The organism is Streptomyces sp. NPDC002446, from assembly GCF_053595675.1.
This window is the reverse complement of sequence record NZ_JBSFYC010000014.1, coordinates 21,045-45,011: the sequence shown is the minus strand read 5'-3', so window position 1 is coordinate 45,011 and position 23,967 is coordinate 21,045. Positions and strand designations below refer to the sequence as shown.

22 protein-coding genes are annotated in these 23,967 nt (G+C 71.9%); 10 read left to right on the top strand and 12 right to left on the bottom strand.

Features of this window, described 5'->3' with window-relative positions; all coding sequences use genetic code 11:
- Positions 1-4 precede the first annotated feature (4 nt).
- Together ACWD6P_RS11095 and ACWD6P_RS11090 are read right to left on the bottom strand one after the other, a co-directional pair.
- Complete coding sequence (locus ACWD6P_RS11095; protein WP_033271241.1) at positions 5-259, bottom strand: hypothetical protein; 255 nt, start codon at positions 257-259, stop codon at positions 5-7.
- Between the two features lie 94 nt (positions 260-353).
- A complete protein-coding gene (locus ACWD6P_RS11090; protein WP_451443751.1) occupies positions 354-1,322 on the bottom strand; it encodes a D-2-hydroxyacid dehydrogenase family protein in 969 nt (322 codons plus the stop codon).
- A 330-nt stretch (positions 1,323-1,652) separates the two neighbouring features.
- Here ACWD6P_RS11090 and ACWD6P_RS11085 point away from each other — a divergent pair, with 330 nt between their 5' ends.
- Positions 1,653-2,771, top strand: coding sequence for an ADP-ribosylglycohydrolase family protein (locus ACWD6P_RS11085; RefSeq protein ID WP_451443750.1), 1,119 nt, complete (start codon positions 1,653-1,655; stop codon positions 2,769-2,771).
- 235 nt (positions 2,772-3,006) lie between these two features.
- Entirely contained in the window at positions 3,007-3,435 is a 429-nt protein-coding gene (locus ACWD6P_RS11080; protein WP_451443749.1) for a DUF4345 family protein, read from the top strand.
- Between the two features lie 218 nt (positions 3,436-3,653).
- On the opposite strand, the gene ACWD6P_RS11075 is transcribed toward ACWD6P_RS11080, so the two are convergent.
- The 3 genes from ACWD6P_RS11075 to ACWD6P_RS11065 form a co-directional block, all read right to left on the bottom strand.
- The gene (locus ACWD6P_RS11075) at positions 3,654-4,088 is read right to left on the bottom strand and encodes a hypothetical protein (RefSeq protein ID WP_451443748.1); all 435 of its coding nucleotides are present in this window, start codon (positions 4,086-4,088) and stop codon (positions 3,654-3,656) included.
- Between the two features lie 236 nt (positions 4,089-4,324).
- Entirely contained in the window at positions 4,325-5,110 is a 786-nt protein-coding gene (locus ACWD6P_RS11070; protein WP_451443747.1) for an SDR family oxidoreductase, read from the bottom strand.
- 256 nt (positions 5,111-5,366) lie between these two features.
- Positions 5,367-6,593: an aminotransferase-like domain-containing protein gene (locus ACWD6P_RS11065; RefSeq protein WP_451443746.1), complete on the bottom strand. Its 1,227-nt coding sequence runs from the start codon at positions 6,591-6,593 to the stop codon at positions 5,367-5,369.
- A 162-nt stretch (positions 6,594-6,755) separates the two neighbouring features.
- Here ACWD6P_RS11065 and ACWD6P_RS11060 point away from each other — a divergent pair, with 162 nt between their 5' ends.
- Positions 6,756-7,727: a hypothetical protein gene (locus ACWD6P_RS11060; RefSeq protein WP_451443745.1), complete on the top strand. Its 972-nt coding sequence runs from the start codon at positions 6,756-6,758 to the stop codon at positions 7,725-7,727.
- Positions 7,728-7,829: 102 nt separating this feature from the next.
- Here ACWD6P_RS11060 and ACWD6P_RS11055 read toward each other — a convergent pair whose 3' ends face one another.
- The 3 genes from ACWD6P_RS11055 to ACWD6P_RS11045 all read right to left on the bottom strand — a co-directional run bounded on the left by ACWD6P_RS11055 (position 7,830) and on the right by ACWD6P_RS11045 (position 10,121).
- Positions 7,830-8,039 (bottom strand): DUF397 domain-containing protein, encoded by a 210-nt coding sequence (locus ACWD6P_RS11055; protein ID WP_451443819.1) that lies wholly within the window; start codon positions 8,037-8,039, stop codon positions 7,830-7,832.
- 198 nt (positions 8,040-8,237) lie between these two features.
- On the bottom strand, positions 8,238-9,104 hold the full coding sequence (locus ACWD6P_RS11050) for a helix-turn-helix domain-containing protein (RefSeq protein ID WP_451443744.1): 867 nt from the start codon (positions 9,102-9,104) through the stop codon (positions 8,238-8,240).
- A gap of 264 nt (positions 9,105-9,368) precedes the next feature.
- The gene (locus ACWD6P_RS11045; protein ID WP_451443743.1) at positions 9,369-10,121 is read right to left on the bottom strand and encodes a GOLPH3/VPS74 family protein; all 753 of its coding nucleotides are present in this window, start codon (positions 10,119-10,121) and stop codon (positions 9,369-9,371) included.
- A gap of 224 nt (positions 10,122-10,345) precedes the next feature.
- Between ACWD6P_RS11045 and ACWD6P_RS11040 the strand changes: the two genes are divergently transcribed.
- Positions 10,346-13,237: a D-alanyl-D-alanine carboxypeptidase gene (locus ACWD6P_RS11040; protein ID WP_451443742.1), complete on the top strand. Its 2,892-nt coding sequence runs from the start codon at positions 10,346-10,348 to the stop codon at positions 13,235-13,237.
- A gap of 285 nt (positions 13,238-13,522) precedes the next feature.
- The gene (locus ACWD6P_RS11035) at positions 13,523-14,962 is read left to right on the top strand and encodes a glycosyltransferase family 39 protein (RefSeq protein ID WP_451443741.1); all 1,440 of its coding nucleotides are present in this window, start codon (positions 13,523-13,525) and stop codon (positions 14,960-14,962) included.
- Between the two features lie 12 nt (positions 14,963-14,974).
- Here ACWD6P_RS11035 and ACWD6P_RS11030 read toward each other — a convergent pair whose 3' ends face one another.
- Both ACWD6P_RS11030 and ACWD6P_RS11025 read right to left on the bottom strand, forming a co-directional pair.
- Positions 14,975-15,358, bottom strand: coding sequence for an ADP-ribosylation/crystallin J1 (locus ACWD6P_RS11030; RefSeq protein WP_451443740.1), 384 nt, complete (start codon positions 15,356-15,358; stop codon positions 14,975-14,977).
- A 68-nt stretch (positions 15,359-15,426) separates the two neighbouring features.
- Positions 15,427-15,558 carry a hypothetical protein gene (locus ACWD6P_RS11025; RefSeq protein WP_451443739.1) on the bottom strand — a complete coding sequence of 44 codons (132 nt, stop codon included), beginning with the start codon at positions 15,556-15,558 and terminating at the stop codon, positions 15,427-15,429.
- A gap of 63 nt (positions 15,559-15,621) precedes the next feature.
- On the opposite strand from ACWD6P_RS11025, the gene ACWD6P_RS11020 reads away from it, so the two are divergent.
- On the top strand, positions 15,622-16,452 hold the full coding sequence (locus tag ACWD6P_RS11020; protein WP_451443738.1) for an isocitrate lyase/PEP mutase family protein: 831 nt from the start codon (positions 15,622-15,624) through the stop codon (positions 16,450-16,452).
- 72 nt (positions 16,453-16,524) lie between these two features.
- On the opposite strand, the gene ACWD6P_RS11015 is transcribed toward ACWD6P_RS11020, so the two are convergent.
- Positions 16,525-16,809 carry a hypothetical protein gene (locus ACWD6P_RS11015; protein ID WP_451443737.1) on the bottom strand — a complete coding sequence of 95 codons (285 nt, stop codon included), beginning with the start codon at positions 16,807-16,809 and terminating at the stop codon, positions 16,525-16,527.
- 483 nt (positions 16,810-17,292) lie between these two features.
- Between ACWD6P_RS11015 and ACWD6P_RS11010 the strand changes: the two genes are divergently transcribed.
- Together ACWD6P_RS11010 and ACWD6P_RS11005 are read left to right on the top strand one after the other, a co-directional pair.
- A complete protein-coding gene (locus ACWD6P_RS11010; protein WP_451443736.1) occupies positions 17,293-17,892 on the top strand; it encodes a hypothetical protein in 600 nt (199 codons plus the stop codon).
- Complete coding sequence (locus tag ACWD6P_RS11005; protein ID WP_451443735.1) at positions 17,889-19,163, top strand: sensor histidine kinase; 1,275 nt, start codon at positions 17,889-17,891, stop codon at positions 19,161-19,163. Before ACWD6P_RS11010 ends, ACWD6P_RS11005 begins: the two co-directional genes overlap by 4 nt.
- An 11-nt stretch (positions 19,164-19,174) precedes the next feature.
- On the opposite strand, the gene recQ is transcribed toward ACWD6P_RS11005, so the two are convergent.
- Positions 19,175-21,217 carry a DNA helicase RecQ gene (gene recQ / locus ACWD6P_RS11000; protein WP_451443818.1) on the bottom strand — a complete coding sequence of 681 codons (2,043 nt, stop codon included), beginning with the start codon at positions 21,215-21,217 and terminating at the stop codon, positions 19,175-19,177.
- A gap of 184 nt (positions 21,218-21,401) precedes the next feature.
- Between recQ and ACWD6P_RS10995 the strand changes: the two genes are divergently transcribed.
- Together ACWD6P_RS10995 and ACWD6P_RS10990 are read left to right on the top strand one after the other, a co-directional pair.
- Positions 21,402-23,117, top strand: a complete 1,716-nt coding sequence (locus ACWD6P_RS10995) for a sensor histidine kinase (protein ID WP_451443734.1) — start codon at positions 21,402-21,404, stop codon at positions 23,115-23,117.
- Positions 23,110-23,799 (top strand): response regulator, encoded by a 690-nt coding sequence (locus ACWD6P_RS10990; protein WP_451443733.1) that lies wholly within the window; start codon positions 23,110-23,112, stop codon positions 23,797-23,799. The genes ACWD6P_RS10995 and ACWD6P_RS10990 overlap by 8 nt, the downstream gene beginning before the upstream one ends.
- The last annotated feature ends 168 nt before the right edge of the window (positions 23,800-23,967 follow it).

Below are 23,967 nucleotides of genomic sequence, written 5' to 3'. Positions count from 1 at the left end.
TCGGCTACTCGCCCTCGTACTCCGCCTCGTGTTGCAGGATGCACTGCTGCCACTGGGACAGGGCCTCCTCGCGGTCGCCTCCGCTGTCCTGGGCGGCGACGATCAGCGCGTCGGCGGCCATCGCGGCGAGCCGTACCGCGATGTGGCAGACATCGCGCTGGGGGAGCGGCCGAAGGAGTTCCACCGCGCCGTCGCTGTCTCCGGAGAGCGCGGAGGCGACGACAGCCATGGTGGTGCGATCCCACTCGTACTCGGACATGGGGAGAGCATGCCCAGCAGGCGCCCTGACCATCATCGAATGGATGAGCGGCACGAACGTGAGATATCGGAAAGGGGTGGTGAGAACGGGCTGGTCATCGTCGGCCGCCCACCTGCCGGATCGGGCTGCCCGCCAGGTAGGCGGTGATGTCTTCGACGGCCTGCTGGAAGTAGCCCTCGTAGTTGCGGCGGGTGACATAGCCGAGGTGGGGGAGGGCGAGAACGTTCGGAAGGGTGCGCAGCGGGTGGTCGGCGGGCAGCGGCTCGTGGTCGAAGACGTCGAGGCCGGCGCCGGCGAACCAGTTTTCGCGCAGTGCCCGCAGCAGCGCGGGCTGGTCGACGATGGCGGCACGGGAGGTGTTGATGAGATAGCCGGTGGGCCGTATCCGGCGGAGTTCGTCCGCCCCGAGCAGACCGCGGGTGCGGTCGCTGAGGACGAGGTGTACAGAGACGAAGTCGCCGGCCTCAAGGAGCTCTTCCTTGGTGGCGGCGGCGCGTACACCCGCCTCCGCGGCGCGCTCGGCGGTCAGGTTCCGGCTCCAGGCCACGACGTCCATGCCGAAGGCCTGGCCGATCCGTGCGACCCGGGTGCCGATCTTGCCCAGGCCGAGCAGCCCGAGCGTACGGCCGTGCAGATCGGCGCCGAGCGTGCTCTGCCAGGGGCCGCCGGTGCGCATCGCGGTGCTCTCGGTGACGACGTTGCGGGCGAGGCCGAGGATCAGCGCCCAGGTCAGTTCGACGGGAGGTTCGGTGTTGCTGGCCGTACCGCAGACGGTGACGCCGTGCCGGGCGGCGGCCTCCAGGTCGATGGCGGCGTTGCGCATACCGGAGGTGATCAGCAGCCGGAGACGCGGCAGCCGGGCCAGGAGCGAGGCGGGGAACGGGGTGCGCTCGCGCATCGCGACGACGATCTCGCAGTCGCCGATCGCCGCGACCACGTCGTCCTCGGAGCGGAACGGCTCTCGCAGCGTACGGACGTCCACGGTGCCGGACAAAGGCGACCAGTCGGCCATGGAGAGGGCGACGCCCTGGTAGTCGTCGAGTACGGCGCAGCGCGGTGTCATGCGGTTCCTTCCCAGGGGCCGGGGCCGGGGCAGGAGCAGGAACAGGAGGGACAGGGGCGGATACGGCGGATAAAAGCCGCCGAGCCAGTGACTGTTCGCATACTCACCTGGCCGGAAATTGATCAATCCTGGTCGATTACAGTGCTGCGCCAGGGGCCCTGGCAAGGCCCCTGGACGTCGTCAGCTTCGGGAGGGCGCAGTGAGCGAGCGCAGCGAGCGTGCCATGCAGAGGTGCGCGCCGCGCGGGTGCGCGGCCGAGCGGGCGTGGGGGTCCCCCCGGCCGAAGTCCCCCAGCCACCGCTGGCCGGTACTCCCAGGGGGAGTGTCGGCATGAGCGCAGCGGGAGGCGGCGCCATCTGGGGGCGCGCGGAACAGCAGGACTTCCGCAGCCGGGTACGCGGCTGTCTGCTCGGCGGCGCCATCGGCGATGCGCTCGGCGCCGGTATCGAATTCGACTCGTTGGACGCGATACGCGAGGCGCACGGCCAGGAGGGCGTCACGGACTTCGTGCCCGCCTTCGGGCGGCGGGGTGCGGTTACCGACGACACCCAGATGACCCTGTTCACCGTCGACGGCCTGATCCGGGCCCAGGTGCGCCGCGACACGGGCGCCTGGCATCCGCCCACCGACGTCCACCGCGCCTATCTGCGCTGGGCCGCCACCCAGCACGACTGGGGCCCGGACGAGCGCAGGAAGGACGACGGCTGGCTCGCCCGCGAGGAGTGGCTCTACTCCCGCCGCGCGCCCGGACGGGCCTGCCTGACCGGGCTCGGCGACGAGGTGATGGGCACGCTCGAACAGCCCAAGAACCCCGATTCGAAGGGCTGCGGCGCCGTGATGCGCTCCGCGCCGTTCGGGCTGCTGGTCGGCTGGGAGCCGCAGCTGGTCTTCCAGCTCGCCGTCGAGTGCGCGGCGCAGACGCACGGCCACCCCACCGGCTATCTGGCGGCCGGCGCGTTCGCGGTCATCAGCCACTCGCTGGCCCGTGGCGAGGACCTCGACAGCGCCGTACAGAAGGCACTGGCGCACCTGGCCACCCGCCCCGGCCACGAGGAGACCACCGACGCCCTCAAGCGCGCGCTCGGCGCCGTACGGCAGGGCATGCCGACGCCCGCCCGGGTGGAGTCGCTGGGCGAGGGCTGGACGGCCGAGGAGGCGCTGTCGATCGGCGTGTACTGCGCACTGGTCGCCGAGGACATCCGGCACGGCCTGCTGCTCGCCGTCAACCACAGCGGTGACAGCGATTCCACCGGCGCCATCTGCGGCAATCTGCTGGGCACCCTGCACGGTGAGACGGCCCTGCCGCCGGTGTGGCTGGTCGAGCTGGAGGGCCGGGAGACGATCCTGCAGCTGGCCGACGACTTCTCCATGGAGATGACGCAGGGCGCGGCGCTGCACGGCCCGGCCGGCTCGTCGCCGGGGTGGCTCGCCCGTTACCCACGGGCCTGAGGCCGGCTACGGCTACCCACGGGCCTGAGGCCAGCGCCCATGGGCCTGAGGCCGGCTACGCCTACCCGCGGGCCTGAGGCCGGCGGCCGCGTCGTACACCCGGCGCCCAGGCTCCCGCCTGCCCCGCCACCTCATCGACGATGACGCACGGTGCACTCGGCGCCCGGCAAGCGGCTCGGCCGGAGCCCGAACGTGCCGTGGAAGGTGCTGCTCATTGCACGGCATCCTCCCCGGTATGAAGATTCCTCTGATGATCCCCATGGCGTCCGGCCCGGGCACGGCGCTCCCCCTCACCGCCGTACACCTCGCCTTCGCCCTCTTCTTCCTCGCGGCGGGGCTGTACGGGCTGGCCGCCCCCGCCCGTCTGGTCCGCCCGTTCGGCATCGGGCTGGACGGGGCGACGGCCCGTACCGAAGTGCGGGCCGTCTACGGCGGGTTCGGGGTGGCGATGGCCGCGCTGCTCGGCTGGGCGGCCGTCGATCCGGCGGACCTCCTGCGGCGCGGCGCGGTGCTCGCGGTCGCCGTCGCGCTGCTGGGGATGGCCGGCGGCCGCCTCGCGGCCCGCCTCGCCGAGGCGCCGGGGTCCTGGTACCCGTCGTGGTTCTACTTCTGGGTGGAGGTGTTCGCCGGGGGCGCGCTGCTGGCCACCGTCACGATGACCTGAGTCCCGGGTCGGGCGTATCCCCCGCACCGTCTTCCCGCGCAGGAGACCCGCCGTCCCCCTGCGCGGGAAGCCCCGCCGTACGTGCGGCAGCCGCCGCGGCTCCACCCGCCGCGCAGCCGCCGCCACCGCAGCCGCTGCCCCGCAGTAGCCGTAACCCTCGTCGCCCTCGTCGCCGCGGAGTTGATCCGTGCCAGCACCGCGTCCCGTTCCGCCGTGGCCTACGGCCGTAGGAGACCGATCAGGAGGAAGAGCACGAGCGAGGTGGCGACCGGCGAGACGATCTGGATCTGCAACTGGACGCCGGTCAGGCCGTAGTTGGTCAGCCAGAACGCGAACAGACCGGCTGCCCAGGACCCCAGCGCCGCCGTGGGCCCGGACCTGCGGAACACCCGCAGCAAGCCGAGCAGGAACGGGACGGAGATCGGCCCGACCAGTCCCGCCACCCACTTGATGACGACGGTGATGATGTCCTTGAACGTGGGCGAGTTGACCTGGGTCGCTATCGCCATCGACAGGCCCAGGAAGGCGACGGTCGACAGCCGCGCGGCCAGCAGCCCGGCCCGGTGCGGCCAGCCGCGCGCCTTCGCCGAGAGCGCCGGTGCGATATCGCGGGTGACCACCGCGGAGATGGCGTTGGCGTCCGAGGAGCACATGGCCATCGTGTGGGAGAAGAAGCCGACGGTGACCAGGCCCAGCAGGCCGTGCGGCAGCAGCCGTTCGGTCAGCAGCGCATACGCTCAGAAAGCCGAACCAGCGGGGAGGGGCGCCGGGCGTTCGCTTGACCGTCGGGAGGTCGGGAGGAGCGCCGTTCGGGCCGGTTCGCGCACGTCCGCGTCCGTCGTCAGCTCGGGCAGCGTCATCCGGTCGCGCGCGAGGGCAGCGCGGACGGCTACCGCATCAGCTCGCCCGCATTGACCAGCAGCGACTGGCCCGTGATGGCCCGCGCCCGGTCGGAGGCCAGAAAGACCGCGGTCTCCGCCACGTCCGCGTCCGTCGCCAGCTCGGGGAGCGCCATCCGGTCGGCGAGCCGGGCGAGCACCTCGGACTCCGGGACGCCTTCGGTATGTGCCTGGAACCGTACGTACGCCTCGACGGGCGGCCCCCACATCCACCCCGGCTGCACGGTGTTGACCCGGATCCGGTCCGGTCCCAGCTCGCGCGCCAGCGAGTACATCGCCGAGACCAGCCCGCCCTTGGACGCCGCATACGCCGCCTGCCGGACCTGCGAGGGCGCGGCGACCGACGACTGGGTGCCGATCATCACCACCGATCCGCCGCCGCGCGCCGTGAGCGAGGGCAGACAGGCGCGGGTCATCCGCAGCGTGCCGAAGAGGTTGACGTCCACGACGTCGCGCCAGGAGTCGAAGTCGGCCTCCCGCAGGCCGCCGAAGAGCGAGTCCAGGGCGGCGACATGGATCACCGCGTCGATGCCGCCGAAGCGCCGCTCGGCGAGCGCGGCCAGCGCCTCACACTGCGCCTCGTCGCCGATGTCGGTCGCCCGCCAGGCCGTACGCTCGCCCGAAGGGTCGATCCGCGCGGCCGATGCGGCGAGGTTCGCCTCCGTACGGGCCCCCAGCACGACCGAGGCGCCGTCCCGCACACAGGCCGCCGCGACCTGATGGCCGAGCCCGGCCCCGACGCCCGAGACGACGACGGTCTTGTTCCGCAGCAGCATCTCTGCCTCCTGGCCGGGCAGGCCGGCCGGTCCGCTTCCGACCGCGTCTGACGGAGCGTCAGGGTAGGGCCGGGGGTACGGGAAAGCCATAGCGGCGCGGCATCCGGCCGGCCGGGTGCGATCTCCCCGCACGGCTCCCTCCCCGCACGGCTCCGCACCGCCTGCGGTAACGGACTCGCAGGGCAACGGACCTGCAGGGCAACGGACTTGCAGCGCAACCGGGTTGCCGCCGCCGGGATGCCAGGCGGCCGCCCCCTCACCCCTCCCGGTGGCCGACACTCCCCAGCGCCGTCGCCAGTCGCTCCAGGCCCTGGCGGATCTCCTCCGGGGGGTGCGTCACAAACGACAGCCGGACGGCGGCGGCGTCCGGCGTCCCGGCGAAGAACGGCGCCCCGGGCACGTAGGCGACGTTCTGCCGTACGACCCCGGGCAGCAGGGCCGTGGCGTCGTACCCCTCGGGCAGCGTCGCCCAGACGAACATGCCGCCCGCCGGACGGTTCCACCGCGAGCCCTCGGGGAGCGCCGCGGCCAGCCCGTCGACCAGGGCGTCCCGCCGCTCGCGGTACGCGCCGCGCACCCGCGCCAGATGGGCGTCCAGGTCCGCGACCGCCAAGTACCGGGCCGCGGCCGCCTGGTCGATGGTGGAGGTGTGCAGATCGGCGGCCTGCTTGGCGATGACGCAGGCACGCCGCAGCGCGGCCGGCGCCCGCAGCGTGCCCAGCCGCAGCCCGGGCGCCGTCACCTTGGAGAACGAGCCCAGCAGCGCCGTACGGTCCTCGGCCCCGGGGAAGGACGCCACCCAAGGCACCGTCTCGCCCTCGAAGCGCAGCTCTCCGTACGGATCGTCCTCGGCGATCCACAGGCCGCGCCGGGCGGCGACCTCGGCGACCGCGGCCCGCCGCTCGGCCGACAGCGTGCGGCCGGTCGGATTCTGGAAGGTGGGGATGGCGTAGAGCAGCTTGGGCCGCTCGCGCGCGGCGATCTCGTCGAGCGCGGCCGGGTCCAGCCCCTCGTCGTCGGTTGGCACCGGCACCACGCGGGCACCGGCGAGCGAGAAGACCTGCAGCGCCGCGAGGTAGCAGGGGTCCTCGACCAGCACCGCGTCACCGGGCTCCAGCAGGGTGGTGGCCAGCAGCGACAGGCCCTGCTGGGAGCCGGTGGTGACCAGCACATCGGCCGCTTCGGTGGGCAGCCCGCGCGCCGTGTAGCGCGCCGCGACGGCCGCGCGCAGCGCAGGGTCGCCCTCGCTGGTGGAGTACTGCAGGGCCTGCCGCGGCTGTTCGGCCAGCACCTGCCGGAAGGCGTCGGCTATGCCCTCCGTGTCGAACAGCTCCGGCGCGGGCAGTCCGCCGGCGAACGAGATCACCTCGGGCCGGGCGGTGAGCGCCAGGATGTCGCGTACGGGGGAGCTGCCGGTCCGTGCCGCACGCGCGGCGAGCTCGGGGACGGGCGTGCGGGCGTCGGCAGGGGGCGCGTCCGGCATGGCAGCTCCAATCGCTCAGGTCTGCTGTTAACCGACGTTAGCTGCAGAGGGCAGGCAGCTTAAGCGGGGCGCGGGGAGGCGTGCAGGAGTGCCCGCATGGTGAACGCGCGGAGGCGCCGCATCTCTCCCATTCTGACGGTATGTCAGCTACATCTGTCGGTCATGACCGCAGACAGCAGGGGAACGCCCAAGGACGCAACCGCCGCCGCAGGGACGGCCGAAGCCGCCACCACGGACCACGTCGAAGCCGCAGCCACGGACCACGCCGCAGCCGCCGCCGCGGACCGCGCCGAAGCCGCCGTCGACACCCGGGTGGCCGCGTACGGCGAGCTGGCCGCTGTCGGCCCCTACGGTGTGCACCCCGGCCATGCGCTGATCACCATGGTCGAACCGCACCCGGGCCATGAGTACGCCTACAACCGCTGGTACGAGGACGACCACTACATCGCCGGCGCGATGGCGATGCCCTGGATGTTCGCCGGCCGCCGCTGGGTCGCCACCCGCGAGCTGCAGCTGCTGCGCTACCCGGAGAAGTCCGCCATCGCCCAGCCGGTCACGGCCGGCTGCTACCTCTCCACGTACTGGCTCACCGAAGGCCGCTACGACGAGCACATGAAGTGGACCGTCGGCATCAACAAGCGCCTCAACCGGGACGGCCGGGTCTATCAGGACCGTACGCATGTCTTCACGGCCTTCCAGGACCATGTCGCGACGGTCTACCGGGACGGCGCCGCGGGACCCCGGGACTTCCATGCGCTGGACCATCCGTACGCCGGGCTGGTGCTGGAGGTGGTCGACGCGGACGGCCCGGAGGATCGGGCCCGGCTGCTGGAGTGGCTGCGCGCCCGGCATCTGCCGCGGCGGCTGGCGGGCTCGCCGGCGGCGATGGTCATGGTCTTCCGGCCCACCCCGCTGCCGGGGGACCGCATGACGTATGTGAAGCAGGTCGAGGGCGTCGGCACCCGGCTCACGCTGCTGTGGTTCCTCCAGCGGGATCCGCGCGTGGGCTGGGCGGAGCACTTCGGCGGCCTGGGGGAGGAGGTGGCGGAGTCGGGGCTGGGGCGGGTGGAGCTGGTGGCGCCCTTCGTGCCGACCGTCCCGGGAACGGACCGGTACGTGGCCGAATTGCGCTGAGGTTTGCTCACGGGGCGTGGGCATGGCCGAGCCCCCTCGGCCGGGACGGCGATCCAGTCGAGAGGGCTCGTATCTGCGGGTTGTGGACCGTGACGGTTCAGGTCACGCCACGTCGAACGCGCCGTCGGCGACGTCCGACACAAAGCGGCTCCAGGACGAGTTGTCGAACGTGAGGCGCGGCCCCTCGGGGTCCTTGGAGTCGCGTACTGCGATGGCGGCGGTGGTGGGGAGGGCGATCTCCACGCAAGCGCCATTGCCACCGGAGTACGAGGACTTGGTCCAGGAGAATGCGGAATTCGGCTGCACGGCCATGTTCACTCCAACTCACTCTGAGTTACCGCGGATTCGGTAGTGATGACGCTACGCGCCAACATCACCAGCCGCAGAGGCCGTTCACCCGTCCGAATGGCATAGTTCTTGATCCCTTTTCATGGAGGAGGGGGCGGGTGTACCGTGCGAACCCGTTATCCGGAATCTCGCATTCCGCCCCATTTTCCCCATGTCCGGGCCTCACCCCATCTCATCCGCATGGAATTTCGCCGCGGTGGCGATGAACTCCCGGCTCTGTTCCGCACTCAACGCCTGTGCGCGCAAATGCTCGTACATGATGGTGTATTTGTGCACGTCGTTGGTTTTCTCCAGATAGAGGTCGCTCGTGACGCCCTCGATGTACACCACGCTGGAATCGGAGGCGTCATCGAATTCCAGGATGGAGAACGTTCCCGACATTCCGGCATGTGCTCCGGCGTTGTACGGAAGGACCTGGACCGTCACATGCGGCAGATGACTCATCTCGACGAGATGGTCGAGCTGCTCGCGCATGATCAGGTGGCTGCCGACCACCCGCCGCAGCGCGCTCTCGTCCAGCACGACCCACAGCCGCAGCGGGCGCTCGGGGTCGTTGACCCGCTCCTGGCGCCGCATCCGTACCTGGATCCGCTTCTCCAGGTGGTCCGGCGCCAGCTCGGGGACGGTGCCGGGAATGACCGCCTCGGCGTAGCCGGGGGTCTGCAGCAGTCCGGGCACCAGCAGCGACTCGTAGATCCGCAGTGAGGCCGCCTCGGTCTCCAGACCGATGTAGACGCTGTACGGGATGTCGCCGAAGGCATGCCACCAGCCCTGCTGGCGGGAGTCCTTCGCCATCTGCATCAGCGAATCGACTATCCGGTGGTCCTCGACCTCGTAGACCCCGCAAAGATCGCGGACATCGCGCTGGCTGATGCTGCGGCGGCCGTTCTCGAGTCTGCTGATCTTCGATTGGGAGACCAGCAGCCGCTCGGCCACCTCTTCAGCCGTCATGCCCTTGAGCTCGCGGAGCCTTCGCAGCTCCTGGCCCAACCGGCGTCGCCTGACGGTGGGATTGACATTGGACGCCACGGGAAGTGCACCTCCGGCTCCGTACTGCTGTCGTTTCTGTTCAGCAGACTGCCACTACAAGGTCACGCCGCGCAGTGAAACGCACACAGAAGGCGAGCGAGCATATGCGCGAGTGGCGGACCGGGCCGTCGTCCAGAACGGCCCGGCCCGCCACCCGCGCTCCTTGCTGCGGCTCCCGAACGGGACTGTGGGGACGGTGGTGCGGCTGGTGCGGAGGTTGCGCTGTACCGGTGGGGTACGGGACCTCGTAGGCGTCCTACGGCGTCAGCGGGCGCCCACTCGGGCCCGCCTGCCGTGGCCGTGCCCCGGCGCGCCGGCCGGCTCCGCCGTGGCACGGGACGCCGGTTGACGTACCGCTCCCGCCCCGGCGGCCTGCGACCGCCGGGGCTGTGCGCCGACGCCGTTCTGCACATCCATGACGGCGTGTGCGACCAGCCCGCCCATCGGGTCGTGACGGATCAGATCCCGGAGACGGGAGCGCGATGACCGCCCCTCGTTCCCTGGGTAGAGGTGCTTGCCGAGTCCGACCGCATGGGCCAGCGCGGCGAGCGCCGCGGTCCGCGGGTCCGGGGGTACGCCGGTACGGATCGCGTTGTCCAGCCGGGCCCTGATTTCCCGGCTGATGGCCGTCTCCGTCGCTTGGTAGCGCGTCGTCGGCAGCACCCCGCACATCTGTCCCGCCACGGCATGGACCATGCCGCACCGTTCGAGATGCGTGAGGTACGTCTGGCGCAGCCCCAGCCGGGGCCCGCCGATCCAGTGGACCGCGCGCACCGGACTGCCGCGTCGGCGCAGCAGTTCAAGCGCGGAGTCCAGAGTCGGATCTCCTGTCGGCCGTGCCATCACCACGGCGATACGATCCCCATCTGGGGCTATCCGTCCTGCCAGAGCCAGCTCTACTAGCTGGGCCCCGGCCAGGCCGAGGTCGAGCGACTGCGGCTGCGCTGTGGTGCCCGTTGTCGGGTCCAAAGCGAGCAGCAGAAGCTCCTCCGGAATTGTTCTGCGGCTCCTGCCCATCCATGCCTCCCCGCGTGGATGAATGACAGGGTGACCCCTCTCACATTCATCTGTCGAGAGTGCGTGGGGGGTTCGTTAGGGAACCGGTAGGTATGTCGTTCTCGTCTTGCACGTAGGCGACAGCTATCCGTGGGGTGCGGCGGATACCGGTTCGCGTGGCGGCGAGTCGGCGTCCCGCGGACACAGGACACTTGGAAACACTGGGCCAGGCAGCAGTGCGACGTATGAAGGAGACATCGGTGGCGGGCGAGTCCCCCGACAAGTCGGACAAGAAGCAGTCGTCGGGGGAGACGGCGCGGAGTGAACGTGATCCGCGCCTGTCGGTCTTCCGAGGGGAGCCGGACGAGCCGGCGAAGGAATCGGGAGCGAAGCCGGCGGCGGAGTCCGAGGTGCCTGAGGGGACTGAGGGGGCTGAGGAGGCCTCTGGGGACGGCGAGGGCGCCAAGGGCGGCGACGAGCGCCTGCGGGCCGCTGTGGCCGCCTGGGTCGCGGAGAAGGGCGACGAGGACGGCGACAGCGACGGGGGCGGTGACGCCGACGGCGACGACGGCGGTGACGCCGACGACCGTGCCGCCGGTTCCGACGACGACGCTGACCGTGCCGCCGGTTCCGATGGTGATGCCGACGGGGCTGCGGATGCGTCTGCCGACGCGTCTGCCGACGTGTCGACTGAGGCGGCCGACGAGGTAGCCGACGACGCTTCCGCAAAGAAGGAGCGGGAGCCGGGGAAGGGGTCGGCGCGGGAGTCGGAGTCCGAGGAGCGGGCTGCAGGCTCCGGCAAGGCGGGCGGGGAGTCCCAGGCCGACGGGGACGGCGGCAGTGCCGAGTCCGGGGCGAAGGCTGACGCCAAGGATGAGGCCGAGGCTGACGTCGAGGTCGCGGGCGCGGTCGAGCCGAAGGTCGAGGCCAAGCCTGAACCCAAGGCCAAGCCTGAGTCCAAGGTCAAGCCCAAGGCCGAGGCTGCGTCTGAGTCTGAGCCCGAGGCTGCGTCTGAGGCTGAGCCCGAGGTTGTTGATCAGCCGACGGCTGTCTTCAAGACCGTCGGGCCGCAGAAGGGCAAGCCCGCCGAGGTCGACGCCGAGGCCGGTGAGTCGGCGGTGGATGACGCGACCCGAGTGTTTGCTATTGCGAAATCGGCTAAGGGGAAGGGTGCGTCGGCCGAGCCCGTCGACCAGGCGACCGCCGTCTTCAAGGTCCCCCCGTCCGCCAAGGGCAAGCCCACGGACAAGAAGCCCACGGACAAGTCCAAGGACAAGCCCGAGAGCAAGACCGAGACCGAGCCCGAGACCCAGCCCGAGACCAAGGGCGGGGAGGCCGGGCCCAAGGGTGGTGCCAAGGGCGACACCAAGGACGCCCCCGAGCGCGACGCCGAGCGGACCAGCCAGTTCGTGGCGCTGAAGTCGGCGGATGACGACGGTACGGCGGGCAGGTCGCTGGGCAAGACGGCGCCCAAGACCCCCGCCACCCGTACGCCCGACAAGGCCGCGGAGAAAGCCGCGGACAAGCTCGCCGAGAAGCCCGCGGAGAAGCCGGCGACCAAGCCGGCCGCGAAGCCGGACGAGCCCGCGGACAAGGCTCCGGGCAAGGGCGAGGGCAAGGGCAAGGGCGAGAGTGAGGCGTCCGGCGGGGCGCGTGCCGACCGGGCCCCGGGTTCCCTGTCGTCCGCCGCCCCCGCCGCGAAGCCGACCGCGGCGCCCCAGTCCGCGGGCCGGCCGGGTGCCATGCCGCCCGCCGCCACGGGTGCCACTGCCGGGGCCGCCTCCGGCGCGCTGCCCGAGTCGGAGCGGACCAAGCAGCAACCCCTGCCGCCGCTCGACCTCCTGGCGAAGCTCACCAACACCCCGCCGCCGCCCGAGACCACGCTGCGCACGGTCGTCCGCCGGTTCAAGATCTGGACCCCGCTGGCGGTGCTGCTGGCGATCATCTTCGTGGTCGTCCAGGCGGTGCGGCCGCTGCCCGCCCCGATGGTCGTCCTCGGCGACGCCAAGTCCTCGTTCACCTTCGAGGGCGGCAAGCTCTCCATCCCGTGGCCCGAGAAGGGGCAGGCGGCGATCAAGGTCGTGGGCTCCGGTGAGCTGGGGACGTTCGGCGAGCAGAAGCCGGTGCCGACCGCGAGCGTCGCCAAGATCATGACGGCCTACGTCATCCTCAAGGAGCACCCGCTCAAGAAGGACGAGAAGGGCCCGGAGATCGAGGTCGACGCCAAGGCGGTGGCCGAGGGCGGCTCCGAGAGCGAGTCGCGGATCGAGGGGCTCAAGGCGGGGCAGAAGTTCAGCCAGCAGGACATGATCAAGATGCTGATGATCCCGTCTGGCAACAACATCGCCCGGCTGCTGGCCCGTTGGGACACCAAGTCCGGCAACGAGGCGGCGTTCGTCAAGAAGATGAACGACGCCGCCAAGGACCTGGGCATGACGAAGACCACCTACACCGACCCCAGCGGCCTGGACTCCAAGACCGTGAGCACCGCCGTCGACCAGCTCAAGCTGGCCGAGGCCGTCATGAAGTTCGAGGCCTTCCGCCCGGTCGTCGCCATGCCCAACGCCAAGATTCCGGGCCTTCCGGAGCCGATCAACAACAACAACGACAACCTGCTGCTGGCGCCCGGTCTGAGCATCAAGGGCATCAAGACCGGCTCCAGCACGGCGGCCGGCGGCACGCTGTCGTGGGCGGCCTACAAGACGGTGGACGGCAAGGACCGGCTGATCCTCGGCACGATGATGGACCAGCACTTCAAGGGCCTGGACCCCAACGGTTCCAACAGCCTCACCATGGTCAAGGACAACAGCAAGACGGTCATCGAAGCGGTGCGCGAGGCGCTCACCTCTGCCACGGCGGTGAAGAAGGGGCAGGTCGTCGGCTATGTCGACGACGGCCTGGGCGGGCTGACGCCGGTCGTCGCCACCAAGGACCTGAAGGCGATCGGAGTCCCGGGCCAGAAGCTGAAGTTGAGCATCGGCAACGGCGGCAAGACCCTCCCGCACGAGGTGAAGGCCGGTACCAAGGTGGGCGTGCTGACGGTCGGCAACGGCGAGAGCACCCAGAAGGTGCCGGTGGCCCTGCAGAAGGACCTCGTCGAGCCGGGCTTCGGAGCGAAGCTGACCCGGCTCGGGTGAGTGCGCCGGGGCTCCGGCCCGGCGGGCATCCCCTGCCCGTCCCCGGAGCCCCGGCACACACCACATCCCCTCCGGCCCCCCCCCGGAACTCTCCGTCACCGGAGCCCCGGCACACGCCACACCCCCTCCGCCCCCCGGAACTCTCCGTCACCGGAGCCCGTCATCGACGTAGCCCAGGCCGAGCAGCAGCCGCCGGCACCGCACCCGCCGGCACGGCAGCCGCAGGCGTACGCGTCCGCCCTGGCCGCGCGCCGTGCGTGGCTGGCCCAGGGCGCGGTGGTGCTGATGCCGTCCGGTCTGATGCTGCTCCTGGCGGCGTGGGGGATCCGCCGGCAGGGCGCCATCTGGCGGGACGAGGCGGTCACCTACGACATGGCGCACCGCGCGCCCGCCGATCTGTGGGCCACGCTGCTGCACGTCGATGTCGTACACGGCCTGTACTACGCGCTGATGCACGTGTGGTTCCGCCTCTGTGACGCCACGCTCGGCGACGCCCTCGGTACCGCCGTCGGCCTGCGACTGCCGTCCGCGGTCGCGATGACCGCCGCCGCGGCGGGCGTTGCCCTGCTGGGCCAACGGCTGGTCGGGCGGCGGGCGGGTCTGTTCGCGGGCCTCACCTTCGCGCTGGTCCCGGTCGTGCAGCAGTACGCGCAGGAAGGCCGCTCGTACGCGACGGTCTGCGCCGCGGTCGTCTGGGCCACGTACCTGCTGGTGGTGGCCGCCGCCCGGCCGCGCAGAAAACTGTGGCTCGGCTATACGGCGCTGATGCTGTTCGCCTGCCTGCTGCACGAGTTCGCGTGTCTGGCGCTGCCCGTACACGGCGCCGCGGTCGTGCTGGCGCGCCTGCCCCGTCGCGTGCTGCGGGCCTGGGCGCTGGCCGCCGGCACCGTCCTCGCCGGTCTGGCCCCGCTCGCGGTCTTCAGCACCCGGCAGTCCGCGCAGCTCAGCTGGCTGATGTGGCCGGATCCCCTGCAGCTGCTGACCTTCGCCGTGCTCGCGGTCCTCGGCCTGGCCTGCGCCCGCGTCCGGGTGCTCTCCCGCGGCCCGATCGGCCTGCGCGCCCTGGGCGTCCCCCTGCTCCTCCTGCCCACCCTCCTTCTGCTCCTCCTCTCCCACGTCGAGCCCGCCTACGTCGACCGCTACGTCCTCTTCTACGTCGTCGGATTCGCGCTCCTCGCGGGCGGGGCGCTGGCCCGGCTGCTCCGCCCGGCGGGTGAACAGGGGCAGACCCGTGCGCGGCGGCTGCGGCGCACGCTGGCGCTGGCCCTGGCCGTCGCGGCGCTGCTGCCGGTGAACGTCCGCCTCCGCACCGCGGACAGCCGGGTCGACGACGTCACCGCGGTCGCCCACGCCGTACGCGAGGCGGCCGAGCCCGGCGACGGCCTGCTGTTCATGCCGTCCCGCCGGCGCATCTGGGCGGCGACCCTGCCCCAGGAGTTCCGAGGTCTCGACGACCTCGCCCTGGCCGAGAGCCCCGTGGACTCCCGCACCCTCTACGGAACCGAGCTCTCCGGCGACGCCATCCGCGCGCGCATGCTGGCCACCCGCCGCATCGTCGTCGCCGGCGACCCCGACGGCCAGCCCGCCGACGACAACGACCAGGAGATCGCCAAGCGGGCCACCCTGCGCACCGCCTTCGAACGCTGCCGCACCACGGAGGTCCGCGGCGCCCGGATCACGGTGTACGGGCGGCCCGGGGCCTGCGACGGGGGCCCCGGGGGGTGAGCCGTCGCCCCGTCACGGCTCCTGCGGCGGGCGGAAGGTGTGGACCAGCTCGATACGCCCGACGATATGGCGGTTGAACTCGTCCAGCTCCTCGGCGGGGACCCATAGTTCGAGGATGGTCCGGCCGCCCGCCTGCCGGACGGGGTAGCGCTCGGCGAAGTCCGCGTCGATGGCGAAGCGGGTGACATGGCCGACCCCGGAGGCCGGGACGTTCCAGTCGCGGGCGATGCGTATCGCGTAGTCCTCGTTGAGGACGGGGTAGAAGATCGGCTGGTCGGGCAGGCGCGGCGGCCAGGCGCGCCAGCCGGACGCCTCGACCAGGGCGAGCTCCTCGGGGCCGGTGGGGCGCCAGAGAGTGAGGGTCGGGGCCCCCTCGGGGCGTGGCGTGTCGATCATGTCCGTACGGTACGCGGCAGGAGCGGGCGGGAGCGCGGGGATTTCACGGCCCCCCGGCCGCCCCGCCGTCACACGAGACCCGCCGCCGCCCCGTCGATCCCCAGCAGCTCATGGAGCGCCGGGCAGAAGGAGGCTCGGGCGCGGTCCGCGAGCAGCGCGGCCAGCCGCGCGAGCCGGGTGCTGTACGCCGGAGTGGTCATGACTCGAATCTCCGCCGCGAGTCTTCGGTGCCTACCGAAGGGAGACATGCCTACGGTGCCCGTATGAGCACCTCCCCGGAGTACGCCACCTTCCATTTCCACGCGCTGCACCACGCCGACCAGCCGCTGCTGCTGCCCAATGCCTGGGACGTCGCCTCGGCCGTCGCACTCGCCGCGGACGGATATGCGGCGATCGGTACGACGAGCCTGGGGGTCGCCGCGGCCCACGGCTATCCGGACGGGCGCGGTATGGCCGAGGCCCGGGATGCGACGCTGGCCCTGGCGCTGCGCCTCAACGGCCGGCTGGCCTGCCCCTACACCGTCGACATCGAGAACGGCTTCGGCGGCGATCCGGCCCAAGTCGCCGAACTCGCGGGCGAGTTGGCGGAGGCCGGGGCCGCGGGGATCAATCTGGAGGACGGGCTGCCCGGCGGCGCGGGGCTGCAGGACCCGGCCCGCCAGGCCGAGTTGATCAGCGCGGCGAAGGAGCGCGCGCCGGGGCTGTTCCTCAACGCCCGGATCGACACCCACTGGCTGGTGGACGCCCCGCCGCCGCTGTCGGTGACGCTCGCGCGCGCCGAGAGCTATCTGGCCGCGGGCGCGGACGGGGTGTTCGTGCCGGGTGTCGTCGCCGACGATGACGTGGCGGCACTGGTCGCCGGGGTTCCCGCGCCGGTGAACATCCTCTTCGCCCCCGGGCGGCACACCGTCAGCCGGCTGGCGGAGCTGGGCGTACGCCGCATCAGCACCGGCTCGCTGCTCTTCCGTACGGCCCTGCAGGCCGCCCTCGGGGCGGCGGACGCCATCCGTACGGAGCGGGAGCTGCCGGATGTGTCCGGAACGGGCCGTGCGGTGCTGGGGTACGAGGACGTGCAGCGGCTGGTAGGGGAGTAGCCGGGCGGGAACGGCGGGCGGACCCGCCGGTCGGGCGCGCGTGCTCCGCCCCGGCGGCTCAGGCCCGGCAGCTCAGGCCTGGCCGCCCCGGGCCTCCTGGCGCCGGCGGTGTACGGCGACGACCGTGCCCGCCACGCCCAGCGCGCCGACACCGCCCAGCACTCCCGCCTTGGGCAGGTGGCCGGCCTTCTCGGCCAGTCCGGCCAGCCCGTTGTCGGGCAGCATGATCGACGTCCGGCTCTCCGTGGGCGCGGTGGAATCGGCGGCGAAGGCGGAGCCTGCGGGAAGCAGCAGGACTGCCAGCGCGCCGGTCGCGACGGTGGCGGTACGGATCACGGAGCGGCGCTGGGCCCGCATGGGTACTCCTCGTCGGGGCGGCTCGGGCCGCCAATTGGGGCGTCTTACGGCACAGCACGTTACGGAGCGTCCTTAACGGCGATCCATACGTTGTGTAACAGTCAGCAAGATCTCTGGGATCGGTCCTGTGACGGGCCGTCCGGCAAGGCCCGCCAAACTCCGCAAAAGCTGCCAACGCGGCGGGGGTGGCGGGGGTGGCGGGGGTGGCGGGGTTACGGGGTGCGGGGCCGCGGGGGCAGCAGAGGGTGCTGCCGGGCCGCCACCCGCCTCCGGCGCTACCTGCCTCCGGGGCTTCACCGCCTCCGCTTCGTCACCGCCATCGGAATGGCCGCGCTGAAGATTCCCCCTCCAGCCACCTTGGATAGCGTGGTGTGGCCAGGTCGGTTCGTCCTGGTTTGTGGCGGTCATGCCCGCATGTGCGGCAGTACGTGGGCACGGAGTCAGGGAGGCGGTGGCAATGCCATGCGACGGTGGCGATGCCACATGCTCCCCCTCCTCCCCCTCCTCCTGCTCCTCGGCGGATGCGCCGGACTGGAGGGTCTGGAGAACGATGGGCGGGCCCGGGACGTCAAGGCCCCGCTCGCGCTGTGGCCGGAGTACTCGCCCGCCCCCCTCGGCCGGGACGACAGGCCCTCGGTGCTCGAACCCGTACGCGGTGTCCCGCGCGTCCCCGGCGGCAGCATGGCGGACGCGGACCCGCTCGCCGTCGTCGCCGCGGACTTCACCGCGGAAGGCAGGCGTCCGCCCGCCCCGGCGGACGTACGCAGCCCGCAGCTGTACGACGTCACGCACGACGGCAGGCCGGATCTGATCACCGCCATCGATCACGGCCCCCGCAACAGCGAGCTGCGCGTCTACACCGTGCGGCGCGGGGTGGTGACCCGGGTGCTCGCACTGCGTGCCGTACTGGCCGGGGTCGAACTGGCGGCCGGTCACCTCTCCATCCGTGAGCCCACCATGGATCCGCGCTACGTCGCCGTCACCGACTACGTCTGGGACGGCGACTCGATGGATCTGTGGGACCTCACCCTCGACGAGCCCCGCAAGCGGCTGGCCCCGGACACCGGTGGCGGCGGCACATGAGGCGCCCGGCGGTCTCCCTGCGCTGGAAGATCGCGCTGACCGTGATGGCGGTGAGCTGCGCGGTCGCCGCCGTCCTCGGCGTCCTCGCCCACGACGTGGTGGCCCGTCAGACCGTCGGCGCGCTCCGCAAGGAGACCCGCACCAACCTCGACACCGCCCTGGACGCCTTCGAGTACGGCACCTCGCGCGAGGGCATCAACTCCGTCCTCAACCCATCTGAACTCCCGGACAAACTGCGGGAGTTGGTGCGCTCCGGCAAGCGCGGCAGCATGGTCGGCACATATCGGGGCCACTCCGTCATGTGGGCGGCGGCGCCGGCCGACGGGCAGGTGATGGCCGTCTGGCACTCCTACGACAACACCCACCGCTCCCTGGAGAAGCTCGACACCGCCATCCTCGGCTCGGCCGTACTCGCCGCCGCGGTGGTGGCCCTCGCCGGGCTGGCCCTCGCCCATCGCATCAGCCGTCGGCTGACCACCACGGCGGCGGTCGCGCGCCGGATCACGGCCGGTGACCTGGACGCCCGGGTCGGCAGCGATGCAGGTCAGGGGCTCGGCGGCGGTCCGGCGGGGCGGGATGAGGTGGCGGCGGTGGCCGCCGCCCTGGACTCGATGGCCGGTTCGCTGCAGAGCCGGCTGCAGGCCGAACAGCGCTTCACCGCCGATGTCGCCCATGAACTCCGTACGCCCCTCACCGGCATCCTCGCCTCGGCCGAGCTGCTCCCGGAGGGCCGCCCCAAGGAGATGATCAACGACCGGCTGCGGGCGCTGCACCGTCTCACCGAGGACCTGCTGGAGATCTCCCGGCTGGACTCCGGTACCGAGCACGCCGATCTCGCCACGTACGAACTGGGCACGCTGGTCGAACGCTCCGTACGCGCCACCGGCCTCGACACCGAGGTGAGGATCCGCTCCGACGTGGTCGTCGAGACGGACCGCCGCCGCCTCGACCGCATCCTCGCCAACCTCGTCCTCAACGCTCACCGGCACGGCCGGCCCCCGGTCGTGGTGACCGTCGACGCCCCACCCGACGGCCCCCCGGCCATCGAAGTACGCGACCACGGGCCCGGCTACCCCGTTGAGCTGCTCCACCACGGCCCCCAGCGCTTCCGCACCGACGCCCCGGGCCGCGGCAAGGGCCATGGCCTGGGCCTGACCATCGCCGTCGGACAGGCCGCCGTCCTGGGCATCGACCTGCGCTTCTCCAACGCCCCCGATGGCGGCGCCCGAGCCGTCCTGCGCCTACCGCGCAGCCCCTCCGAGCCGCCCTGACCTACCGCCGCTCACCAGTCGATGTCATCCGGCGGCTCCGGCAGCACCTCATGATCGTCCGCCCCCGGCACCGCCGCCCCTGGCACCGCCGCCGCACGCCCATCCCCCAAAGCCGCGGCCCCTTCTCCGTCTCCTTCTCCGTCTCCTCGTCCGACTCCGGGGCCGTCTCCGACTCCAGGGCCGTCTCCGACTCCAGGGCCGTCTCCCTCTCCGCCTCCGTCCTCCCCCGCCAGCACATCCAGAATCTGCTGCCCGTACTTCGCGAGCTTGTTCTCGCCGACCCCGCCGACCGAGCCGAGCTCGGCGGTCGTCGCCGGCCGGAGGGTGGCGATCTCCCTGAGCGTCGCATCGTGGAAGATCACATACGCCGGAACGCCCTGCTCCTTGGCCGTCCGGCCCCGCCAGCCGCGCAGTGCCTCGAAGAGCGGCAGCGCCTCCTCGGGCAGATCCACCGGAGCCCGCTTGGCCTTGGCCTTCGCCTTGGCGGCCCGGGCGGCCTTCTCCGGCTCCCGCCGCATCGGCACCTCGCGCGCGCCGCGCAGCACCTCACCGCTGGTGTCCGTGAGGACCAGCGTGCCGTAATCCCCCTCGACGGCCAGCAGCCCCTGCGCCAGCAGCTGCCGCACCACACCCCGCCATTCGGCTTCCCGGAGGTCGCTCCCCACTCCGAAGACGCTCAGCGCATCATGATCGAACTGAATGACCTTCGCGGTCTTCTTCCCCATCAGGATGTCGATGATCTGCCCCGCCCCGAACTTCTGCCCGCGCTCCCGCTGCAGCCGCACGACCGTCGACAGCAGCTTCTGCGCGGGGACCGTGCCGTCCCAGGTCTGCGGCGGGGCCAGGCAGGTGTCGCAGTTGCCGCAGGCGGCGCTCTCCTGCCCGAAGTACGCCAGCAGCCGGACCCGCCGGCACTCCACCGTCTCGCACAGCGCCAGCATCGCGTCGAGGTGGGCGGCCAGACGCCGACGGTGTGCCTCGTCGCCCTCCGACCCGTCGATCAGCTTCCGCTGCTGCACGACGTCCTGCAGCCCGTACGCCAGCCAGGCCGTCGACGGCTGGCCGTCACGTCCGGCACGCCCGGTCTCCTGGTAGTAGCCCTCCACCGACTTCGGCAGATCCAGATGCGCCACGAACCGCACATCCGGCTTGTCGATGCCCATCCCGAACGCGATCGTGGCGACCACGACCAGCCCGTCCTCACGCAGGAACCGCGCCTGGTTCTCGGCCCGCGTACGGGAATCGAGCCCGGCGTGATACGGCACCGCGGCGATGCCGTTCTCCACCAGGAACTGCGCGGTCTTCTCCACCGACGCACGCGACAGGCAGTAGACGATCCCCGCTTCGCCCGCATGCTCGCTCCGCAGCAGCTCCAGCAGCTGCTTCTTCGGCTCGTTCTTCGCCGCGATCCGGTACTGGATGTTCGGCCGGTCGAAGCTCGCCACGAAGTGCCGGGCGTCCGCCATCCGCAGCCGTGAGGTGATCTCGGCGTGGGTGGCCTCGGTCGCGGTGGCGGTCAGCGCGATCCGCGGCACCTCGGGCCAGCGCTCGTGCAGCATCGACAGCGCCAGATAGTCGGGCCGGAAGTCATGGCCCCACTGCGCGACGCAGTGTGCCTCGTCGATCGCGAACAGCGAGATCTTCCCCCGGTCCAGCAGGCTCAGCGTCTGCTCCACCCGCAACCGCTCCGGCGCCAGATAGAGCAGATCCAGCTCCCCGGCCAGGAACTCGGCCTCGACGAGCCGCCGCTCCTCCAGATCCTGCGTCGAATTGAGGAACCCGGCCCGCACCCCGAGCGCCCGCAGAGCGTCGACCTGGTCCTGCATCAAGGCGATCAGCGGCGAGATCACCACCCCCACACCGCCCCTGACCAGCGAGGGAATCTGGTAACACAGCGACTTGCCGCCACCGGTCGGCATCAGGACGACCGCGTCCCCGCCCCCTATGACGTGCTCGATGATCTCCTGCTGGCTGCCGCGGAACGCCTCATACCCGAACACCCGGCGCAGCACCTGCACCGCCTCGCCCGCCTCCGAAGCGCTTTCCACATCCATGTCCACGACCACTTCCACGTCCGCCAGAGCCATCCCAGAAGCCTACGAGCTCCCAGCCCCCTGCCGCCGACCCTGTGGATAACTCCCATCCCGGCAAGCCTCGGCGGCCTCTCTCTTTGGGTAGAGGCCGAGTCGCCCCTAAGACGTAGGGAAGGTCCGTGCGGAGGCCTTAATAATCGGCGTTATGTCGTCCAGTAACCCGCCAGCTGTCGAGAACCACCCGTCCCGTAGGCCCTTTGCAGGGCCCGGGGAGCAGGGGCGGCACCTGTGGCGGGCGGTGGGGGAGGCGGTTCTGGCCGGGGGGCTGGTGCTGCTCACCCACGTCGGTGTGACGGGTATCGACGGCAGGCTGAAGGGCGGGGAGGCGGCGCTGGGGCTCATCGGTATCGCGTTGGTGCTGGTGCGGCGGCGGTGGCCGGTGGTTTGTGTGGTGGGGCTGGCGGTGCTGATGGGGGTGGTGCCTTCCGTGGCGCTGCTGACCGCGGTGGCCGCCTACAGCGCGACCCGGCAGCTGGAGACGCCGCGGCAGCGTGTCGGCGTGCTGCTCGGGGCGGTCGTCTCGGCGATGGTGACCTGCGCGGCGTCCGCGCCGCAGACGGAGCTGGGAAGCTGGCCCTTCGGCCTGGCATTGGGTGCGGTACTGGCCACCATCACGGTCGTGGTGCCCGGGCTGGTGGGCACCGCTGCGGGGCAGCAGGACCGGCTGTTGCGGGCGTTGCGGGAGCGCACGGCCGCCGCTGAGGAGGCGCGGCGGCTGGCGGACAGCGAGTCGCGGGTGCGGGAGCGGTCGCGTATCGCTGTGGAGATGCACGATCTGGTCGGGCACCGGCTGAGCCTGGTCTCGCTGCACGCGGGCGGGCTGGAGCTGGCGCTGGGCAGGGAGGCGCCCCAGCTGCAGGACGAGGCGGCCGTGGTGGGCCAAGCCGCCCGTGATGCGATGCAGGAGCTGCGGGAGGTGCTGGGGGTACTGGGCCCGTTGGGGCGGGACACCGGGACCGATGCGCTGACCGATGCGACGGGTACCCGCGCGGACATCGAGGCACTGGTCGAGGAGTCGCGGGGCGTCGGCATCCCCGTCGAGTTCTCCTGGGAGGGGGCCGATCTTGATGCGCGGCCGGCCCGGGTGCGGCGGGCGGTCCACCGGGTGGTGCGCGAATCGCTCACCAACGTGCACCGGTACGCGGTCGGGGCCCATGTGACCGTCACCGTTCGCCACGCCCACGGGCGGGTGCGCGTTCAGGTGCGCAACGGTGTGCCGCCCGTGCCACCCGCTGCCACGACCGGCCTCGGCACCGGGCGTGGACTGACCGGGCTGGGGGAGCGGGTGGCACTGCTCGGCGGCGACCTGGAGGCCGGCCGGACGCCTGGCGGAGGGTTCGCTGTGGCCGCAGATATCCCCGCCGACCCCGGGCCCGGCGCGGAGCGGGCGGAGGCGGAGCCGTACGAGAAGGGGCCGGGCGACGGCGACGGCGAGCACGGCGGCGGGCTCTCCACCCTCCAGCGGCGCCTCGCCGGTGCCGTCACCGGGCTGCTGGGCCTGGCGGGGGTGGGGGCGATGATGCTGTTCGGGGTCCTGCTGGTGGGCCATTCACGGTACGACCTCCCGCATGAGGGCCCCGAGAAGCCCCGGGTGGGGATGACCAAGGAGCGCGTGCAGCGGTCCGTGGCCGGCGAGGACGCCGTGACGCGTGCGGCGGCCCTCGGGCACGAGCCGCCGCGGCCGGGCTCCGCAACGGACTGCATGTATCCCTACACGGACAGGGAGTCCAAGGGCGGGCGAGTAATGATTGTCCGCTACTGCTTCCGGTCCGACATCTTGATCGCGATCGACCGTTTTGCGGTCCCCATGGTGACGGAACGAGCGACCGAACCGCCCCGTAGGAGCAGCACACATGACTGACCAGGCCGACTTCGCACGCACCGGGGCGAGTCCCACGATCCGGGTGGTGCTCGCGGACGACGAGGAGATGATCCGGCACGGCGTCCGGTTGATCCTCCGGCACGCCGAGGGCATCGAGGTGGTGGGCGAGGCGGTCAACGGCGCCGAGGCCGTCCGGCTCGCCACCGAGCACCGGCCCGACGTGGTGCTCATCGACATCCGCATGCCCGTACTCGACGGACTCGCGGCCGTCGAACCGCTGGTCGCCCTGGACCCCGCGCCGCAGGTGGTCATGCTCACCACTTTCGGCGACGAGGAGAACGTCACCCGGGCCCTGCGGGCCGGTGCCACCGGCTTCCTGCTCAAGGACGAGGGGCCGCAGGAGCTGATCCGCGCGGTGCGGGCGGCGGCTGCGGGGGATGCGGTGCTGTCGCCGGGCGTCACCGGGACCGTCGTACGGCGGATGCTGAGCGGCGGCGGGGCCGGGGCCGTCCCGGAGAGCAGGATCGTGGGGCTGACGGGCCGGGAGCGGGAAGTGCTGGTCATGCTGGGGGAGGGGCTGTCGAACCCGGATGTCGGCAGGCGGCTCGGCATCGGGGTGGGGACGGTCAAGAGCCACGTCCGGGCGATTCTGGAGAAGACCGGGTGCGGCAGCCGGGTACAGGCGGCGGTACTGGCGCACCAGGCCGGGCTCATGGGCTGAGCACCGGCCCGGGGCCGCCCGCCCTGTCTTCGGGCAGAGCTGTCGACTCTGCCATTGGGCAGAGGGACTGTGGTCCGTGAGGACGACCGGGCCGCGGCGGGTCTGCCATTGGGCAGGCGCCGCATTCCCGACCTGAGGGCGACGGATTCGGGGGTACGGCGCGACCAC

Coding starts and splice junctions, on each gene's coding strand:
- recQ (WP_451443818.1), bottom strand. CDS start 21,217: ATGGATGTGGAAAGCGCTTCGGAGGCGGGCGAGGCGGTGCAGGTGCTG.
- ACWD6P_RS11030 (WP_451443740.1), bottom strand. CDS start 15,358: ATGATCGACACGCCACGCCCCGAGGGGGCCCCGACCCTCACTCTCTGG.
- ACWD6P_RS11095 (WP_033271241.1), bottom strand. CDS start 259: ATGTCCGAGTACGAGTGGGATCGCACCACCATGGCTGTCGTCGCCTCC.
- ACWD6P_RS11070 (WP_451443747.1), bottom strand. CDS start 5,110: ATGCTGCTGCGGAACAAGACCGTCGTCGTCTCGGGCGTCGGGGCCGGG.
- ACWD6P_RS11090 (WP_451443751.1), bottom strand. CDS start 1,322: ATGACACCGCGCTGCGCCGTACTCGACGACTACCAGGGCGTCGCCCTC.
- ACWD6P_RS11060 (WP_451443745.1), top strand. CDS start 6,756: ATGACCGCAGACAGCAGGGGAACGCCCAAGGACGCAACCGCCGCCGCA.
- ACWD6P_RS11045 (WP_451443743.1), bottom strand. CDS start 10,121: ATGGGCAGGAGCCGCAGAACAATTCCGGAGGAGCTTCTGCTGCTCGCT.
- ACWD6P_RS11020 (WP_451443738.1), top strand. CDS start 15,622: ATGAGCACCTCCCCGGAGTACGCCACCTTCCATTTCCACGCGCTGCAC.
- ACWD6P_RS11010 (WP_451443736.1), top strand. CDS start 17,293: ATGCTCCCCCTCCTCCCCCTCCTCCTGCTCCTCGGCGGATGCGCCGGA.
- ACWD6P_RS11075 (WP_451443748.1), bottom strand. CDS start 4,088: ATGTGCTCCTCGGACGCCAACGCCATCTCCGCGGTGGTCACCCGCGAT.
- ACWD6P_RS11055 (WP_451443819.1), bottom strand. CDS start 8,039: ATGGCCGTGCAGCCGAATTCCGCATTCTCCTGGACCAAGTCCTCGTAC.
- ACWD6P_RS11005 (WP_451443735.1), top strand. CDS start 17,889: ATGAGGCGCCCGGCGGTCTCCCTGCGCTGGAAGATCGCGCTGACCGTG.
- ACWD6P_RS11080 (WP_451443749.1), top strand. CDS start 3,007: ATGAAGATTCCTCTGATGATCCCCATGGCGTCCGGCCCGGGCACGGCG.
- ACWD6P_RS11035 (WP_451443741.1), top strand. CDS start 13,523: ATGCCGTCCGGTCTGATGCTGCTCCTGGCGGCGTGGGGGATCCGCCGG.
- ACWD6P_RS10995 (WP_451443734.1), top strand. CDS start 21,402: ATGTCGTCCAGTAACCCGCCAGCTGTCGAGAACCACCCGTCCCGTAGG.
- ACWD6P_RS11085 (WP_451443750.1), top strand. CDS start 1,653: ATGAGCGCAGCGGGAGGCGGCGCCATCTGGGGGCGCGCGGAACAGCAG.
- ACWD6P_RS11025 (WP_451443739.1), bottom strand. CDS start 15,558: ATGACCACTCCGGCGTACAGCACCCGGCTCGCGCGGCTGGCCGCGCTG.
- ACWD6P_RS11015 (WP_451443737.1), bottom strand. CDS start 16,809: ATGCGGGCCCAGCGCCGCTCCGTGATCCGTACCGCCACCGTCGCGACC.
- ACWD6P_RS10990 (WP_451443733.1), top strand. CDS start 23,110: ATGACTGACCAGGCCGACTTCGCACGCACCGGGGCGAGTCCCACGATC.
- ACWD6P_RS11065 (WP_451443746.1), bottom strand. CDS start 6,593: ATGCCGGACGCGCCCCCTGCCGACGCCCGCACGCCCGTCCCCGAGCTC.
- ACWD6P_RS11040 (WP_451443742.1), top strand. CDS start 10,346: ATGAAGGAGACATCGGTGGCGGGCGAGTCCCCCGACAAGTCGGACAAG.